Annotated in this window: 15 protein-coding genes; 3 read left to right on the top strand and 12 right to left on the bottom strand. The window is 33.9% G+C overall.

Annotated features, from left to right (window positions below):
• Positions 1 to 210: 210 nt before the first annotated feature.
• From ACEN3Z_RS09390 to ACEN3Z_RS09370, 5 genes are all read right to left on the bottom strand, one after another.
• The gene (locus ACEN3Z_RS09390) at positions 211 to 855 is read right to left on the bottom strand and encodes an amino acid ABC transporter permease (RefSeq protein ID WP_407090644.1); all 645 of its coding nucleotides are present in this window, start codon (positions 853 to 855) and stop codon (positions 211 to 213) included.
• Positions 856 to 885: 30 nt separating this feature from the next.
• Positions 886 to 1,593, bottom strand: coding sequence for an amino acid ABC transporter permease (locus tag ACEN3Z_RS09385; RefSeq protein ID WP_407090642.1), 708 nt, complete (start codon positions 1,591 to 1,593; stop codon positions 886 to 888).
• A gap of 86 nt (positions 1,594 to 1,679) precedes the next feature.
• Positions 1,680 to 2,507 (bottom strand): transporter substrate-binding domain-containing protein, encoded by an 828-nt coding sequence (locus ACEN3Z_RS09380; RefSeq protein WP_407090641.1) that lies wholly within the window; start codon positions 2,505 to 2,507, stop codon positions 1,680 to 1,682.
• A gap of 19 nt (positions 2,508 to 2,526) precedes the next feature.
• The gene (locus ACEN3Z_RS09375) at positions 2,527 to 3,258 is read right to left on the bottom strand and encodes an amino acid ABC transporter ATP-binding protein (protein ID WP_407090640.1); all 732 of its coding nucleotides are present in this window, start codon (positions 3,256 to 3,258) and stop codon (positions 2,527 to 2,529) included.
• A gap of 421 nt (positions 3,259 to 3,679) precedes the next feature.
• Entirely contained in the window at positions 3,680 to 4,693 is a 1,014-nt protein-coding gene (locus tag ACEN3Z_RS09370) for an LLM class flavin-dependent oxidoreductase (protein ID WP_407090639.1), read from the bottom strand.
• Positions 4,694 to 4,866: 173 nt separating this feature from the next.
• Between ACEN3Z_RS09370 and ACEN3Z_RS09365 the strand changes: the two genes are divergently transcribed.
• Positions 4,867 to 5,895, top strand: a complete 1,029-nt coding sequence (locus ACEN3Z_RS09365; protein ID WP_407090638.1) for a lipoate--protein ligase — start codon at positions 4,867 to 4,869, stop codon at positions 5,893 to 5,895.
• A 68-nt stretch (positions 5,896 to 5,963) separates the two neighbouring features.
• Here ACEN3Z_RS09365 and rpoD read toward each other — a convergent pair whose 3' ends face one another.
• The 6 genes from rpoD to tig form a co-directional block, all read right to left on the bottom strand.
• Complete coding sequence (gene rpoD / locus ACEN3Z_RS09360) at positions 5,964 to 7,166, bottom strand: RNA polymerase sigma factor RpoD (protein WP_407090637.1); 1,203 nt, start codon at positions 7,164 to 7,166, stop codon at positions 5,964 to 5,966.
• 13 nt (positions 7,167 to 7,179) lie between these two features.
• Entirely contained in the window at positions 7,180 to 9,030 is a 1,851-nt protein-coding gene (dnaG, locus tag ACEN3Z_RS09355) for a DNA primase (RefSeq protein WP_407090636.1), read from the bottom strand.
• Positions 9,031 to 9,055: 25 nt separating this feature from the next.
• On the bottom strand, positions 9,056 to 10,312 hold the full coding sequence (locus tag ACEN3Z_RS09350; protein WP_407090635.1) for an MFS transporter: 1,257 nt from the start codon (positions 10,310 to 10,312) through the stop codon (positions 9,056 to 9,058).
• A gap of 20 nt (positions 10,313 to 10,332) precedes the next feature.
• Entirely contained in the window at positions 10,333 to 10,917 is a 585-nt protein-coding gene (gene yihA / locus ACEN3Z_RS09345) for a ribosome biogenesis GTP-binding protein YihA/YsxC (protein WP_407090634.1), read from the bottom strand.
• A gap of 17 nt (positions 10,918 to 10,934) precedes the next feature.
• Positions 10,935 to 12,179 carry an ATP-dependent Clp protease ATP-binding subunit ClpX gene (clpX, locus tag ACEN3Z_RS09340; RefSeq protein ID WP_407090633.1) on the bottom strand — a complete coding sequence of 415 codons (1,245 nt, stop codon included), beginning with the start codon at positions 12,177 to 12,179 and terminating at the stop codon, positions 10,935 to 10,937.
• Between the two features lie 129 nt (positions 12,180 to 12,308).
• Entirely contained in the window at positions 12,309 to 13,592 is a 1,284-nt protein-coding gene (tig, locus tag ACEN3Z_RS09335) for a trigger factor (protein ID WP_407090632.1), read from the bottom strand.
• Between the two features lie 296 nt (positions 13,593 to 13,888).
• Here tig and recU point away from each other — a divergent pair, with 296 nt between their 5' ends.
• Positions 13,889 to 14,482, top strand: coding sequence for a Holliday junction resolvase RecU (gene recU / locus ACEN3Z_RS09330; protein WP_407090643.1), 594 nt, complete (start codon positions 13,889 to 13,891; stop codon positions 14,480 to 14,482).
• Between the two features lie 27 nt (positions 14,483 to 14,509).
• Complete coding sequence (locus tag ACEN3Z_RS09325) at positions 14,510 to 17,056, top strand: PBP1A family penicillin-binding protein (RefSeq protein ID WP_407090631.1); 2,547 nt, start codon at positions 14,510 to 14,512, stop codon at positions 17,054 to 17,056.
• 48 nt (positions 17,057 to 17,104) lie between these two features.
• Here ACEN3Z_RS09325 and ACEN3Z_RS09320 read toward each other — a convergent pair whose 3' ends face one another.
• On the bottom strand, positions 17,105 to 17,779 hold the full coding sequence (locus ACEN3Z_RS09320; protein WP_407090630.1) for a hypothetical protein: 675 nt from the start codon (positions 17,777 to 17,779) through the stop codon (positions 17,105 to 17,107).
• Positions 17,780 to 17,985 lie beyond the last annotated feature (206 nt).

The raw sequence follows: 17,985 nt of genomic DNA, 5'->3' as shown, positions 1-17,985 counted from the left end.
AGCCAAGTGAATTCTCCTTTTAGTAATGTATGGTAACTTTATTATATAGGAATTCACTGGCTTTTGTGTACATACAAAAAAAGGTGTCAGTGAGATTTCTCTCACCAACACCAAAAATTCAAGAACCTATTTATTCATAAAATTTTTAGATCAAAAAAGCGATTAGTATCTGAGACTAATCGCTTCTGATTATATGTAATTCTCTTAGTTTTATCTGTTACTAGTATTCTTTGCTATTTTTTGTGCAATTTGTGAAATCGTGAAATTTACTACAAAGTAAATTAAAGCTAACAACCCATATAATACAAACACTTGCGAAGTTGCGGTATATCTTCCCATCAGTATATTCGCTTTACCTAATATTTCTTGTAAGGCGAGTACGGACCATAGGAAACTCGTATCTTTTATCACTGTTACGAATTGTGACATAATCGCGGGTAACATATTTCTAATCGCTTGTGGAAGTATAATATGCCACATGATTTGCGAACTTGCTAATCCTTGTGATTCAGCTGCTTCAATCTCACCTTTAGCGACACTATTTAATCCACCTCGAATAATCTCAGCTAAGGCAGCTGTCGTAAAGATAGTAAAACTTGCAATACCTGCATCTACAGATTTTAATCGGAAAATTAAAAATATTACAAATATCCATAAGATATTCGGTACATTACGAACAATTTCAATATAGATCGTTGCGATCCATTTTAATAATCCTCTTTCCTGATTACGCATTATGGCGAGTATCGTTCCAAATATTGAACTTAAAAATATAGCGATAACAGAAATATAAAGCGTAAGATATAAACCCTCCAAAAGGAAAACCATATTGTTCACTGTAAATAATTCTTGCATTTGTTCCATGAAACTCATTCTGATCCTCCTCTACCTAGTGTAAGCTTTCTTATTCTTCTCTTCTAAACGAATAGATAATTGCGTAAGTGGGAAACATAGTAGGAAGTATAAAAAGGCAGCAAATGCAAAGGCTGGTACGTAATGTAAATTCATCGACGACCAACTATTGGCAGTAAACATAATATCTGCTCCAGAAATAATGGCAATAGCAGAAGTGTTTTTGATTAAGTTTACAACTTGATTTGTTAGCGCTGGTAACATAATCCTGAAAGCCTGTGGTAAAACTATTAACCACATACTTTCCCAAAAAGAAAAACCTTGGGATAGTGCTGCTTCCATTTGTCCTTTTGCCACCGAACCAATACCTGATCTTATAACTTCCGCAATATATGCTGCATGATAAAGACCTACACAAATAATACCAATAATATACGTGTCTAAAACAATCCCTACCATTGGCAAGCCATAATAAACAAAGAATATTTGAATTAATAAAGGTGTATTTTGAAATAATTCTACATAAATACGTGTGAATATTGAAAGTACTTTACTTCTTGATGAAGAACTAATTCCTAAAATCGTTCCTAATAGAAATGCGAATATTAAAGCACAAATCGAAATCCCAATAGTATAAATAAAGGCTTCCATGAAAAGGGGAATGTCTTCAAATAGATCACCCCAACGATACAACGCAAAGGGTCCTTCTTGTAACCACGAGATACCTGATAACACTGACATGCTTTCCCTCCTCTTATTAACCGTAAAGATGTGTGACATATGCATTAAAATACGTCACACACTTTAGGTTATGATTTTAAAATATATTATTCGCTTTCAGAACTAGTTGCTTCAACGCCATTCGTTTCAAGTAATTCAGCTAACGTACCGTCTTCTAACCAACCGTTAAGTAAATCATTTAAATAATTGTGTAATTCATCATTACTTAATTTCGTTGCGATTCCATATTCTTGTGGAGAAAAACCAATATCTAAAATTTGGTTATTATCATCAACATATCCAGCTAAAATTGATTTATCAACGGACATAGCGTCAATCCGTTTAGAAGTTAGGGCTGTTTTTAATTCTGGATAAGTAGCTAATTCACTAAATTTAACTGTGACACCTTGAGCATCAGCTTCCGCTTGAACTAAATCTTTCGTTGTTGCACTTTGAGGAACACCAATTGTTTTTCCTTCTAAACCAGCAAAATCAGTAATGCCATCCTCAGTACGAACTAAAAAGCCAACTTCATCAACAAAATATGGTTCAGTGAAGTTATAAGTTTCCTTACGTTCCGGTGTAATTGTAAATGTCGCAATCACTGCGTCTACTTCACCGTTATCTAATAAAGGTCCACGTGTTTTAGGTGTTACACCAGTAAATTCAATATTATCTGCACTGCCTGTAATCTCTTCTGCGATAAGTTTTGCTAAATCAATTTCAAATCCTTCATGTTCTGTAGTATCAGGGTTTAAGAAGCCGAAATGAGGTACATCTTCTTTAATTCCTACTCTAAACACACCGGCATCTTTAATTGCTTGAACTTGAGCTGGCAGTTCTTCTTGAGCAAAAGCTGTATTAGGAGCGAATCCTCCAAGTAAGGTTGTTCCTAAAAGTGATAATGCAACTAATTTATTTTTCCAGTTTTTCATTGTTTATTCTCCTTTTTGATTAAGCATGTTTAATAATTTTACTTAAAAATTCTTTTGCACGGTGATTTTGTGTTTGAGAAAAGAATTCATCGGGTGTACCCGTTTCAACTATTGAACCTTTATCCATAAAAATAATACGATCAGCAACTGATCTGGCAAAGCCCATCTCATGTGTCACAACCACCATAGTAATATTTAAATGTGACAAATCGATCATTACGTCTAACACTTCTTGAATCATTTCTGGGTCTAATGCTGAAGTTGGTTCGTCAAATAAGATAACCTCTGGATGCATATTTAATGCTCTCGCTATCGCGACACGTTGTTGTTGACCTCCAGAAAGTTGAGCAGGATAAGCATGGGCTTTATCTTCTAGGCCAACCCGTCTTAAATACTTCATTCCGGATTCTTCCGCCTGCTTTTTATCCACCTTTTGAACTTTGATGGGTGCTAAAGTTATATTCTCTAATATTGTTTTATGAGAATATAAATTAAAGTTTTGGAACACCATCGCAACTTTTTGTCGCACTTTCTGAATCGGTGCGTTTTTCTTTGTTAAATTAACATTGTAAACTTCAGCGACGCCATCAGTGACCTCTTCTAAACGATTCATACAACGTATTAATGTACTCTTTCCAGATCCAGAAGGCCCAATAATTACTACTTTCTCACCCTCTTCAATATCCAGATTGATATTTTTTAGTACGTGATTATCTCCGAAATACTTATTGACGTCTTTCATATGTATCATTTTTTCACATCCTTTCTCAAAGCTATTAAAGCTTAATTAGAAGATTATCATAAAAGATTTATTAAAACTAGTATTATTTTTACTTTTATTTAATGTTATTTTTAATTTATCACAAGTTTTCAACTGTTTTTCTTCTGTTTTAATATACGTGTCATGTCATATTATGTAACATGGCTTGCAATAATAAAAAGTTTCAAAATTCTTTATTTAATTGCGTTAAATACTGATTCGAAAGCTATTTCATTCTTTATTTAAATCATAGTAAAAAATTTATACTTGCTCTTATTTTTCTGAATTGTTATATTTCCTAATAATTTTATGATTTATTACAATAATATGTAAGCTTCTTTTTTTAAAAAAAAATAAAAAAATTTCCATATATTTAATATGGAAATTTTTAATTACTTATTTATTTTTAATTTTATTTTATTGAAAAACGATCTGCTAATAACTCTAAAGCTTTGATTCGATTTTCGATTTTTGGCAATAATGGAATGATTAATACTTCATCCGCTTGAAATTGATTTACTAAATGATCCAATTGTTCCTTAACTGAATCAATATCTCCGACAACCATTCTTGTACGATTAGCTTGTACATTCTTTAAATCCTCTTGAGTAAATTGATAATTCTTTGCCGTTTCAACTGATGGAAATTGCTTAAATTCATCAAAGTGGTTTTTACCTAGTAACCAAACATCTAACGCTTTTTGAAGTTCTTTTGCTTCTGCATCTGTATCAGCTACAACGACAAATGGCGAGAACATGACGATTGGTTGCTCTACTGCTTTTGATGCTTTAAATTCACTTCTATATATTTCAGCCGCTTCTTTCCCAACATTCAATTTATCACTGCTTGCATTTGGAAATAAACCAAAAGTCAATCCAAGTCCATTTTTAGCAGCGTTTTTTGCACCTCTAGTACTAGTTGTTAACTGGAACATCTGGGGCACTGTATCGACTTTAGGATTGGCCGTAATATCATTTAAACGATGATCAATGTCATTTGTATCTGTCACGTATTTATATAAATCTTGAATACTTTGATTATAAGGTAATTTTCGCTCTTTCGTTTCATTTAATGCTTTGTTAACTAAATTAGTTCCTAAAGAATTACCGATACCTAAATCAATACGGTTTGGATGAAATGCTTCTAACATTCTAAAGTTTTCCGCCACTTTATATGGGCTGTAATGAGGTATCATCACGCCTCCTGATCCAATTCGGATTCTCTTTGTCGAATCAGCAATATGCATCATTAACATTTCAGGGGAACTACTTGCAAAAGCTGGAACATTATGATGTTCAGCCACCCAATAACGATGAAAACCTAATTTTTCTGCAACTTTCGCTAAGTCAGTGGATTCTTTTACCGCAGTTTGTGCATCTTTTAGTTCATCAATTTGAGCATAATCTAATACACTTAATTTAACCAATGATTTTCTCCTCTCAAATAACTGTTATAATTTATTATTATTACGGTATCATAATTATTATCTTTCTAATAGTGATTACCTTTAAAGTAGTCTACATCATGATTTTGTCTGTTATAGCATATAATATGCACTATGATATAATGACCTTATTAAACTTATGAAGGGGTCGTATCATGTACGTAATTGAACATATTCGAAACGGTGTTGAGGTGTTAGATCATGCTACTCAATTAGCTATGCATATTTATGCTTTAGAAAACATTAAGTTGGATGAATCCTTAGTTTTCCCATACCGACCAAGTGCTTCCGTCCAAATTGGAAAGTACCAAAATACCGTTGAAGAAGTAAACCAAGAATATATATCAAGAAACAATATTGATATTGTTAGACGAGAAACAGGTGGTGGTGCCATCTATATGGATAGAAACCATGCGAATTTTGTTTTTATAATAGACGATCCTTCTACAAATTTTGATGAAAATTTCGATCGTATTTATCAACCAACAATAGATGGATTAAAACAGTTAGGCGCTAAAAATGTCGGCCGTAAAGGTCGAAATGACCTTGAAATTGATGGTCAAAAGGTTTCCGGTGCAGCTGTCACTATTCAAAAAGGTCGATTATATGCGGGCTACTCTCTTCTACTAGATATAGATTTTGATGCTGTTGAAAATGCATTGCGGCCAAATCGCAAAAAAATAGAATCTAAAGGGATTAAGTCAGTGCGACGTCGTGTTACACCAATTCGTTCACATCTAGCCAAGGAATATCAAGATATCACAGTGGAAGATTTCGAAAAAACTATGTTAATGCATTTGTGTGGTGTTAATCATCCCGACGACATTAAGTATTACCGACTATCTGAGGAAGAATGGGCTGCCATTGATAAGATTGCTGAAGAAAAATTCGCTAATTGGGATTGGAATTATGGTAAATCGCCCCGTTACGATTATAATGCTGATGGCCGATTTGAAGGCGGAACGGTATCATTAACGCTTAGTGTAGATAAAGGGAGAATTCAAAAAATCCGTATTTATGGGGACTTTTTTGGAAAAGCTGATATAAAAGATATCGAAAATACTTTAATCGGAACACGTGTTGAACGTAAAGAATTATTAGAAGCTCTTACACCAATTGAACTTAATGAGTATTTTGGTAAGATTACAGCCGAAAATATCATTGATTTGATTTTAGAACAATAAACAGTATAAAACATAGTAAAAAGAGGCTATATCCAACGATACAGCCTCTTTATCTTAAATTATGTATTCTACTCTAAGAAATCTTTTAATTGCTTAGAACGGCTTGGGTGGCGTAATTTACGCAATGCTTTTGCTTCAATTTGCCGAATACGTTCACGTGTCACGCCAAAAACTTTACCTACTTGTTCTAAAGTGCGAATATTCCCGTCATCTAAACCAAAACGAAGACGTAATACATTCTCTTCACGATCGGTTAATGTATCTAGGACATCTTCCAATTGTTCTCTTAATAAAGAACTTGAAGTAAATGCTTCTGGACTCATAGCCCCTTCATCTTCAATGAAATCACCTAAATGAGAGTCATCTTCTTCACCAATCGGTGTCTCAAGGGAAACAGGTTCTTGAGCAATCTTGAGAATTTCACGGACTTTTTCAGTCGGTAAATCCATTTCGGCACCAATTTCTTCTGGAGTCGGTTCTCTACCTAAATCTTGTAATAATGTTCTTTGTACACGTACTAATTTATTAATAGTTTCTACCATATGTACAGGAATACGAATTGTTCTTGCTTGGTCAGCAATCGCTCTTGTGATTGCTTGACGAATCCACCACGTAGCATAGGTAGAGAATTTAAATCCTTTATGGTAGTCAAATTTATCAACAGCTTTCATTAATCCCATATTACCTTCTTGAATTAAATCTAAGAAAGACATACCACGCCCAACATAACGCTTTGCAATCGATACAACTAAACGTAAGTTTGCTTCTGCTAATTCTTGTTTAGCTAAGTCATCGCCATCTTCAATTCGTTTTGCAATGGAAACTTCTTCATCTGCTGTAAGTAAATCAACGCGTCCAATTTCTTTTAAGTACATACGAACTGGATCGCTTACTTTGATTTTAGATACAGCTGCTGAAGACGCTGTTGTTGACTTGTCCCCTTCTTCTGCTCGTACCATTTGTTGTTTAGTTGGTCCACCATCGTCACCAACGACCGCAATACCACTATCTTCAACTTGTTGAATTAATTTATCAATAGCATTTGCATCCAATTCGTATGGACTAGCAATTGATTTTGTTAATTCATCATAATGAATTTGACCTAACGTTCTCTTTTCAGCAATTAATTGTTTCGTTGCTTGTTCTAACGTAAGTGATAACTCGTTACTTCTTTCTTCTTTTACATGCTCTTGTTGAGGATCTTTTTGCTCGATTGTTTTTCCATCTTGCTGTTGTTGCTGTTCTTCTTGAACTTGATCTTTTTCAGTCATATAAGTAAGCCCCCTAAATTTCTTTAATCTGACGCGTTAAATTCATGATTCTTGTTAAAGTATGATTCATTTCTGAATAATCTTGTTGTTTTTGATATTGAACAACTTTCTTTCTTAATTCATTGATCTCTTGTTGAATAAATTCTTGCTGTAAAACTTTGAAGCAATCATCTAACAGTTGTCGAGTAAAATCGAATAATTCTTGTTCCCACATTAACGAAGTTAAAAAATGACTTACTTGGGTATCGTTTATTCTATCAATGATACCAGTGAGTGGCAAATGATTTCCTTCGTAATAATATCGATCTAGCTCAAAAAATGCTTTACTTGTAAAATCATGAAAAAATACTGGAGGATTACTTAATTCTTCCATATAATCCCATGCCTCTTCGAAATAAATCAAATAGAATATAATTTGCTTTTCACTATTAAATGCTCGTTTTGATTTAATTTGCAAAGCAGATTCTTGTGTTATAAATTGTTCATTTGAAAAACTAGCTTGAGGTGGTTCCACACTATTATATTGCTCAGTGGGTTGCTTGTAATTATTCGGTCGAATATCACGAGCACGATTGACCTGTTCGGTAATGATTGCCTCCGAAAGATGATACTCATTCACTAAATCATTAATTCTTAATTGTTGTTCAATAGGTGATTTGATTTGGCTAATTAATTCGATAACTTTTTCAATATATTGTGCAAGTTCATATTCATCGTTTAAATTGTAATCTTTCTTAAAAAAATCTCGATTAAACTCAAATTGTGAAATGCTTTGATTAATTAATTGTTGGAAACTATCTTTCCCGTGTTCCTTAATCCATTCATCAGGATCAAGTTTATTAGGTATCTGAATTGCTTTGATTTCTGCATTCGTTATACCTTGAGCTGTCTGAAAAGCTCGACTCGTTGCTTTTTGTCCAGCATCATCGCCATCAAAGGCAAAAATTAAAGTGTTCGTCATTTTACTTAATTGTTTTAAGTGATCCTCCGACAAACTTGTCCCCATCGAAGCAACCACATTCTCATATCCTGCTTGATATAAACTAATGACGTCCATGTAACCTTCTGCAATTAACACTTTATTCTGATTGCGAATGGGTAATCTAGCGTTGTCTAAATTATAAATTAACTTACCTTTTTTAAAGATATTTGTCTCAGGTGAGTTTAAATACTTGGCCGACTTTTCACTATTCTCTTGAAACACACGTCCAGAAAACGCTACAACATCTCCTCTACTATTACGAAGAGGAATCATAATTCGATTACGAAAACGATCAATTAATTCACCAGAGTCAGCCATATAAAAAATACCTGAATCTACTAGCTGTTCGGATGTAAAACCTGCCTTTTGTAAATATTGGACTAATAATTGTGAGTTATTTGGCGCTAAGCCAAATTGAAACACTTCTAACACTTCTTTTGTTAGCTGTCTTTGAATTAAATAATCAAAAGCTTCTGCACCATTATTTGTGCTCATTAAGTAGTAGTGGTAAAAATCATTTGCTTTTTCGTGTATATCATATAAATAACTAAATTCTTGCTGCTTTGAAGGTTGAGCTTGAATATATTTTTCATCAACCGTAATATTCGCAAACTCAGCTGCTTTTGCTACAGATTCAGTAAAAGAAATACCTTCAATTTCTTGTAGAAAACCAAAGATATTCCCCCCTCTCCCACAACTAAAACACTTATAAATTTGCTTCGGCTGTGAAACTGAAAAAGAAGGATTGTTATCCTCATGAAAAGGACATGAGGCCATGTAGTTTGTCCCACGCTTATTCAATTGAACATATTGTCCAATAAGTTCGACGATATCAACATTACTTTTAACCTCGTTGATAACTTCCTCTGGAATATAACTCAATTGAAATCACCTCTATTATTTCGAGTTAATTAGTGTAACTTTTGCTTGGTTTTGCCATGTATAACAGAATCGCACCGATAATAAATTGCACAATTAGAGCAAACAATCCTTTTAAAGAATCGCCTGTTATCTGCGCTACAACTCCTAAAATAGTCGTTCCTAATACGGAAGAGAACTTCCCGAAAATATTATAGAAACCATAAAACTGATTACTTTTCTCTCTAGGAATAATCTGACCAAAGTAAGAGCGACTCAAACCTTGAATTCCACCTTGAGCCGTTCCGACTAGCACAGCTAAAATCATAAAATCGGTAAATGAATCTAAACTTAATCCGAAAATACAAATAACTATATAAGTAGCAATACCAACAAATAACATTGTTCTAGTGCCAAAACGTCTAGCTAAATACCCGTACATAATAGAACATGGGAATGCTACGATTTGAACGACTAGCAACATGATGATAAGTTCATTTGCTGATAAGCCTAAATCTGTACCTACTGAAGTGGCCATCGCAATGATTGTTCCGACACCATCTATATAAAAGAAATAACCAAGTAAAAACAAATAGATATGTGGATATTTCTTTAATTCTTTTACAGTAGCAGTTAATGATTTCACCGTCGTTTGAATAATACCTTCAGTTTTTTCTAAGTAATTCACTTGATTTACATTCTTCCAATATGGAATTGTAAAGATAAACCACCATGCAGCTGTAAGGAAGAATCCAATATTAACAGTGACATTCGCAGGAAATATCCCTGTTAATTGGAACACCATAAATATTAAAAAGGGAAATACGCTACCGATATAACCTAAACCAAAGCCAGTTGAACTGACTTGATCTAGTCGTTCCGGTGTTGTTACATCCATAATCGAACTATCATAGAATATATTAGCTACGTGAAAACCAAATGAAGAAATCGTATAAACAACTAATAATAAAAACCAGTTACCATTTCCAATAAACATCATTGAAAATACAGCAATTATACCTAAGAGTGTTGAAATAGTGAATAAAGGTTTTCGATACCCTTTATAATCAGCACTCGTCCCAAGAAAAGGGGCTAAAACAGCTGTTAGAACTGTTGCAATCGCATTGGTATATCCAAGGTAAGCTGTTGAGTCTGCCCCACTTATACCTCCTGCATCCGCAACAGACTTATAAAAAATTGGGAATATAGCTGTTGTTATCATTAAGGAATAGGCTGAGTTTGCCCAATCTTGAAACATCCAACTCCACTCTGCTTTATTAAACTGACCTTTAAGTTGTTTAAACATTGTATTCTCCTGTTCTCTTGTTAGTTGATTTGACTTTCAATTACTTCCCAAATATCTTCTTTCCCTTCGGCTGTTTCAGAAGAGAATAAAAACAATGCATCACTCGTTGGTAATTCTAACTTTTTAGTGTACATCGAAATATGTTTATTTCGTTGGCTTCTTTTAATTTTATCAACTTTTGTTAAAACAATCGCATATGGAATGTCTAATTCATCAGCAAATTCTTTCATTTGAATGTCTAATTCTGTCGGTTCATGACGAAAGTCCATTAATAACAAGAGAGTTACTAAGTTGTCTCGGTTTGTTAAGTATTCAGTTATCATTTTAGCCCAACTAGCACGATCAGTTTTGGATACTTTCGCATACCCGTAACCAGGAACATCTACAAATCTGAACTTATCATCCATATTATAGAAATTTAACGTTTGAGTTTTCCCTGGTTGCCCAGATGTTCTAGCTAAGCCTTTTCTCTCAATTAATGTATTAATAAATGAAGATTTACCTACATTGGATCTTCCTGCTAAAGCGATTTCTGGTTTATCCATAGATGGATACTGTTCAAGCTTTACTGCAGTTATTTCGAGTTTTGGATTTTGTACTTTCATATTATGCTGCCTCGCTTTTATGAAATTTTTCGATTGTCATTACTATAATATTCAGGTTTATGCGCACCTTCGACATTTTCCTTCGTAATAATTATCTTAGCGATATCTTCACGACTCGGCACTTCGTACATAATTTCTAACATCACATTCTCGATGATTGATCTTAAACCACGTGCACCAGTTCCGCGTTCAAGCGCTTGTTGAGCAATTGCTTTTAATGCCTCTTCTTCAAATTCAAGTACTACATTATCCATTGATAATTGTTTTTTATATTGTTTAACAAGTGCATTTTTTGGTTTTGTTAGAATTGAAATTAAATCTTCTTCTGTTAACTTCTCTAAAGCTGCTGTGATAGGGATACGTCCAATGAATTCTGGGATTAATCCGAACTTAAGTAAATCTTCAGAAGTTACTTGTTGCATTAAACTTTTCGTTTCATCAATTTTTCCAGTTGTTTTACCAAAACCAATGACTTTACTGCCTAATCTTTCTTTTACAATCGTTTCGATCCCATCAAAGGCACCCCCAACGATGAATAAGATGTTCTTAGTATCTAATTTTAAGAATTCTTGATTTGGATGTTTGCGTCCACCTTTAGGAGGTATATTTGCTTCTGTACCTTCTAATATTTTTAATAAGGCTTGTTGGACACCTTCACCACTGACATCCCGTGTAATTGAAACATTTTCACTTTTTCTAGATATTTTATCAATTTCATCAATGTAGATAATACCTTTTTCTGCACGTTCAATATCATAATCTGCGGCTTGAACTAATTTTAATAGAACGTTCTCAACATCTTCCCCTACATAACCTGCTTCAGTTAGTGTGGTTGCATCAGCAATCGCAAATGGAACATTTAATGTTTTTGCCATTGTTTGTGCTAAGAAAGTCTTACCTGATCCTGTCGGCCCAATTAAAGCGATGTTACTTTTTTGTAACTCCACTTCATCATCAACCATCATATTCTGGTTCACTCTTTTATAATGATTATAAACAGCAACAGAAAGTGATTTTTTAGCTGCATCTTGTCCGATAACATAATCATCTAAAACGTCTTTAATTTCGCTAGGAATTAGCATTTTTACAGGTTCATGAGTTCTTTCACTTTTCAGTTCTTCATCGATAATGTTTTTACATAATTCGACACACTCATCACAAATATATACATCTGGTCCTGCAACAATTTTATTAACCTCATCTTGTGATTTTCCACAAAATGAACAATAGAAATTAGTCATATCCGATGTTTTTTTTGCCATTTATTATCCTCCTTAATTTTCTTTAAAAATATAAATAACATCAAAAGAGAGGGATGCAAAGAAGCCCCAAATTAAACACTAGTGACTCTTGCAATCCCTCTATAATATTAATCTTTAATCCTTATTATCTTACTTTTCTTCTGCAGAGTCAACAATGATGCTCATTGCTTTTTTCATCTTGATATCTGAATCTAACATGTCGTCAGATACAAATCCACGAACTTGGTCAACTTCCATACCATATTGTTCAGCAAGAGATTCTACTTCTCCTTCTTTTTCTTCGTCGCTTACTTCAAGGTTTTCAGCTTTAACGATAGCTTCTAATACTAAGTTTGTCTTAGTACGTAATTCAGCTTCTTCTTCGAATTGATCATGTAAGTCTTGAGATGTTGTACCAGTAATTTGGTAGTACATTTCAGGTTGAATACCTTGACGGCTTAAGTTATTTAAGAAGTAATCCATTTGACGGTGAATTTCTTCATGAACCATTGCCCATGGAACGCCACCTTCAACTTCTGCATTGTCAACAGCTTGGCGTAAAGCTAAGTCTTCAAAGATGTCTTTAGCTGCTTGTTGTTTTTCTTCTTCTAATTGAACACGAATTTTGTTCTCTAATTCTGCTAAAGTTTCAACTTCGTCATCAACGTCTTTAGCGAATTCATCATCTAATTCAGGTAATTCAGTAGCTTTAACTTCGTGTACTGTTACTTTGAACACAGCTTCTTTACCAGCTAATTCTTCAGCTTGGTATTCTTCTGGGAAAGTAACATTAACATCTAAGTTATCGCCAGCTTTAGTTCCAACTAATTGCTCTTCGAAACCAGGAATAAATGAATTTGATCCTAATTCTAATGAATGATTTTCTGCTTTACCACCATCGAATGCTTCAGTATCTACGAAACCTTCGTAATCGATAACTACAGTATCTCCTTCAACCGCTTCTGAATCTTTAACAACTAATTCAGCTAATTTCTCTTGGCGAGATTTGATTGCGTTTTGAACATCTTCATCAGTTACTTCAGTATCTTGTTTTTCTACTGATAATCCTTTATATTCACCAAGTTGAACATCTGGTTTTAATGTAACCTCTGCTTTCATTACCCAAGGTTCTTTTTTACCGATTGTTTCGATATCAAGTTTTGGTTGTCCAACCACATCTAAACCTGCTTCTTTAACTGCAGCTTCATATGCATCTGGTAATACAGCGTTTAAAGCTTCATCATATAATGCTTCTTCACCATATACGTTTTTAAAAATCTGACGTGGAACTTTCCCTTTACGGAAACCTGGAACTGATACAGTTTTTTGTACTTTTTTAAAGGCTTGGTCTAATCCTTTTTTTACTTCCTCTTGAGGAATTTCAAAAGTTAATGTACCTTCATTGCCTGTTGTTTTTTCAAAATTTGTAGTCATTAAGTTAACCCTCCAACACTTCTTGTTTTACATACCTTTGTATTCTAACCGAAAATTGCCCTTTTGTAAACTGTTTTACTCAATAATTCGTACAGATATAGCCTATGCAAATCTTTTTTCCATATAATATCACATATTATTCATGTTTCAACATGTAACTTATGATAATATACTATCTATGTTTGAATAATTGTTTATTATTTTTGTCAATTGGATTAATTTTATGTTTTATCTCTATTTTACCTATCTAACAGTTTAATTATTAGTTATAATGAAAAATAGTGATAAGGAGTGACATCATGGTGAAATATCCAATGGGACATGGTCCTAAAAAACAAATCAAATTAAAACGAAACAAGAGAATAAACTATGGAAGTCGAGGTATGTCTCTAGAAGAACGCTTGAATAAAAGTAATGAGTATTACCTGACTCATAACTTAGCAGTCATTCATAAAAAACCCACTCCGATTCAAGTTGTTCGAGTGGATTATCCAAGACGAAGTGCTGCTCGGATCACAGAAGCATATTACCGTCATGCTTCAACGACGGATTATAATGGCGTATATCAAGGCAAGTACATTGATTTTGAAGCGAAGGAAACTAAAAACAAAACAAGCTTTCCTTTATCTAATTTACCAGAACATCAACGAGAACACATGCTTTCTTGTTTAGATCAAGGCGGTATCGCCTTTTTAATTGTATCTTTTAGTGAATTAGATGAAATTTATTTACTACCTTATCAATACATACATCAATATATAAATAATAATGACAAACAAAGTCTAACTTATGATTTTATCAAGGAGAATGGGTATGAATGCCCTACTGGTATTTTTCCGATGATTGATTACTTAAAGGCTCTTGATGAATACTTGTTAGAAAATAATTAAAGTTACTTTGTAGAAAGGATGTCGTAAATGGCAACTGGAAGTCGTGTAGAACGCAAAAAATATAGAAATAAAAAAAATAATAAAGGAAACAAAAATAAACGCAATCGAAAACCGAAAAAAATCGTCAAACGAATTTTCATTTTACTCATTATGCTATTTTTCATTGCTGTCATTGGAGGAGCGGGGGTTTTCGGCTATTACGCAATGAATTCTCCTGAAATTAGCTTCAGTGATTTGCAAGGTCAAGTTTCGAGTAAGATTTATGATAAGTCTGGTGACTTAGTTAAAGAACTTGGAGGTCTAAATAAAGATGTCATGGAAGCATCGGAAATCCCACAAGTATTAGAAGATGCGGTTATCGCTATTGAAGATACTCGTTTTTATAATCATAATGGCGTTGACCCGATAAGAATTGTTGGTTCACTAATTGCAAACCTTCGAGCTGGAGGAATTGTTCAAGGTGGTAGTACTATTACTCAACAATTAGTAAAACTATCTGTATTCTCAACTGATTTCCAAGACCAAACATTAGAACGTAAATCTCAAGAAGCTTGGCTCGCAATGCAGATTGAACAAGAATATAATAAAGAGGAGATATTAACTTTATATTTAAATAAACTATTCTATTCAAATAATGTCTATGGTGCCAAAACAGCTGCTAAAGAATTCTTCGGAAAAGATATTCAAGAAATTAATTTAGCTGAAGCTGCCCTTTTGGCTGGTCTTCCTCAAGCACCTTCTAATTATGATCCTTATACAAATCCTGCTGAAGCTAAAGAACGTCGAGATTTAGTATTAGCAGTTATGTTAGATCGAGAAATGATTTCCCAACAACAATATGATGAAGCTGTTAATACGGCGATTGAATCAATGTTAGTTCCCTTATCTAACAGCTCAACAAATAAAGTTGATTTAGTCATTGATGCTTACTTAGATGTTGTCGCACAAGAAGTGCAAGATAAGATGAACATCAATATCTATACTGATGGCGTTGAAGTCTATACGAATATGGACTATCAAGCTCAAGAAAAACTTTACGATACAGTGAATAATAATGAAGCGGTTGTCTTCCCTGATGATCAAATGCAAACGGCTGCTTCTATTGTAGATGTGGATAATGGTCAATTAGTGGCCCTGATCGGTGGTCGTAAACAAGAAGTTGCGATGGGCTTAAACCGTGCAAATACATTGAATCGCTCAATTGGTTCAACTATGAAACCTTTATCAGCCTATGGACCAGCCCTAGAATACTTAAACTTCTCTACAGGTACATTGGTTGTTGATGAGCCGTATACCTATTCAAGCGGTCAAGAATTTTATAACTATGACTTTGAATATGAAGGTAATATGACACTTCGTGAAGCTTTAGCCGGCTCACGTAACATTCCAGCTTTAAAAGTACTTCAAGCTGTTGGATTAGATAATGCCTATGCCTTTTTACAAAAGATGGATATCAATATCCTCAATGACAACAAACGTGAATTAGTCGAAGCGAATGCCCTAGGTGGAGGTATTACACCTATTCAATTATCAGCAGCCTATGCTGCCATCGCAAATTATGGTGAATACAATAAGCCATATACGGTGAATCGTGTTATTACTTCTGCTGGTACTGAAGAAATATTCGAAACTGAAACGCGTCAAGCAATGAAAGATACTACTGCTTATATGCTAACAGACATTCTCAAAGGTGTGCCTGGTGTATTTGCTAGTAGTTCTGATATTGAAGGTATTTACCATGCTGGTAAAACTGGAACAACGAATTATACAGAAGATCAGTTAGCAGCTCTTGGTTTAGACCAAGGAACATATGCTGCTCCTGATGGTTGGTATGTCGGAATGAGTCCTCAGTATTCAATTAGTTCTTGGGTAGGTTATGATAATCCAAATGAACCTGGTAATTACTTAACGCTTGAAGAAACTGCCATTCCTCAGCATATCTATCGTGAAATGATGACTTATCTAATGACTGATGTACCAGTAACAGATTGGGAGAAACCAGAAAGTATAGTTGAAGTAGAAATTGAAAAATATACTGATCCAATTTTATTACCGGGACCATATACTCCTGCAGAAGCTAAATCGAACGAATTATTTATTAGAGGTCAGGAACCTACAGAACAATCACTCGCTTATGGTCGTTATATTAATCCACCAACTGGATTTTACGCAGAATATGATCAAGAGAATAAAGTAATTAATGCTCAATGGGGGCCATTGACTGAATCTGGACAGTTCGAATTATCTGTAAACGGACAAGTTGTTTACACCGGAACGAATACTGCATTCCAAATTCCTGCAGAAAGTGATGGAGAATATGTCTTAAGATTACGAATCGTTGATGGTAATAGTAGTTCTGACGTGATGGTTATTACACTAACGCTAACAACTCAGGAAGATTCTTCCGGGGATGAATCTGAAAGTGAAGATGAGACAACTTCTTCCGACGATGAATCAGAAGAATCTACACCAGAAGGAACAGAGACTGAATCTGGACCAAATGGGAATGAATTACCTGAAGAAAATTCAAGTGTTTTCAGTACAGAATCTGAATCAGAAAATAATCCATTGTAACAAAAAGAGTGAATGAGAATAAAAATCTCATTCACTCTTTTTTTGCTTTTATGGTGACAACCATCGACCAATTTGTTGGTCGGAATGATAAACAGCCTTATCTTTATCTTCTTCACTTACTTCAAGGTCACTTAAACTTTCCGGAACCAAATATGATTCTAAAAATATTGAGGATGGATTAATAAATCCAATAGTTTCAAACTGTTGATCATTTAAATGATATTGAACTCCTACTCTATGTGGTTCATTGACTTGATCAGAGAAACTTAATAGACGTTGAGAAGTATAGTATATATTTCCTTTAGCTTCTATATAATAATATGTACCATCACTCCCCTTGTATTCAACCTCTTCAGTTAATTGTTCTGCATCGTAAAATGGGAGTGCCTCAAAATATTTCTTCATATATCCTTGCTTATAAAGTGACAGTTCCGAATAGGAATAAGGAAAGTCAAAAAATATTTTCTTCTCATATTTGCGATTAGCAGCATTAATATAACTATTCAAAGAAATCATTACATGATGTTCTTCGTACCCTCGGTAGACAAACACACCTGTTATAAACCAGAAAATAATCGTTACTAAAGCGATAACTTGTACGATTCTTTTTTTAATATAAGCAATTGAAGCAAAAAATATTATACCTAATACGCAACTGATTGTGACAAAAATCCACATATCATTAAAATAAAACTGTTCCATTGCAAGCCATTGTTCAAACATTTTGACGTCCCCATTCTAAAGTCATTTAATTTATCTAGTATAATTTTATAACTATATGATATAATAATTCACATAATAGGAGAGTGTAAAATATCTTGTGTAAATAGAAAAAAGGAAGCCCCTTCTGTAGAATAGAGTTACCACACTACATTCACAGAAAAGAGGACTTCCCTATGAACAATCTTACTACAGATATCTTACAGACT

It is taken from the genome of Ruoffia sp. FAM 26254 (genome assembly GCF_045528545.1).
Lineage (GTDB): Bacteria > Bacillota > Bacilli > Lactobacillales > Aerococcaceae > Ruoffia > Ruoffia halotolerans.
Note: the sequence above shows the minus strand (reverse complement) of the source record. Positions and strands in the feature narration are given on the sequence as shown.

Coding starts and splice junctions, on each gene's coding strand:
- ACEN3Z_RS09350 (WP_407090635.1), bottom strand. CDS start 10,312: ATGTTTAAACAACTTAAAGGTCAGTTTAATAAAGCAGAGTGGAGTTGG.
- ACEN3Z_RS09375 (WP_407090640.1), bottom strand. CDS start 3,258: ATGATACATATGAAAGACGTCAATAAGTATTTCGGAGATAATCACGTA.
- ACEN3Z_RS09365 (WP_407090638.1), top strand. CDS start 4,867: ATGTACGTAATTGAACATATTCGAAACGGTGTTGAGGTGTTAGATCAT.
- ACEN3Z_RS09390 (WP_407090644.1), bottom strand. CDS start 855: ATGCAAGAATTATTTACAGTGAACAATATGGTTTTCCTTTTGGAGGGT.
- ACEN3Z_RS09320 (WP_407090630.1), bottom strand. CDS start 17,779: ATGTTTGAACAATGGCTTGCAATGGAACAGTTTTATTTTAATGATATG.
- ACEN3Z_RS09325 (WP_407090631.1), top strand. CDS start 14,510: ATGGCAACTGGAAGTCGTGTAGAACGCAAAAAATATAGAAATAAAAAA.
- rpoD (WP_407090637.1), bottom strand. CDS start 7,166: ATGACTGAAAAAGATCAAGTTCAAGAAGAACAGCAACAACAGCAAGAT.
- clpX (WP_407090633.1), bottom strand. CDS start 12,179: ATGGCAAAAAAAACATCGGATATGACTAATTTCTATTGTTCATTTTGT.
- ACEN3Z_RS09380 (WP_407090641.1), bottom strand. CDS start 2,507: ATGAAAAACTGGAAAAATAAATTAGTTGCATTATCACTTTTAGGAACA.
- tig (WP_407090632.1), bottom strand. CDS start 13,592: ATGACTACAAATTTTGAAAAAACAACAGGCAATGAAGGTACATTAACT.
- yihA (WP_407090634.1), bottom strand. CDS start 10,917: ATGAAAGTACAAAATCCAAAACTCGAAATAACTGCAGTAAAGCTTGAA.
- ACEN3Z_RS09385 (WP_407090642.1), bottom strand. CDS start 1,593: ATGTCAGTGTTATCAGGTATCTCGTGGTTACAAGAAGGACCCTTTGCG.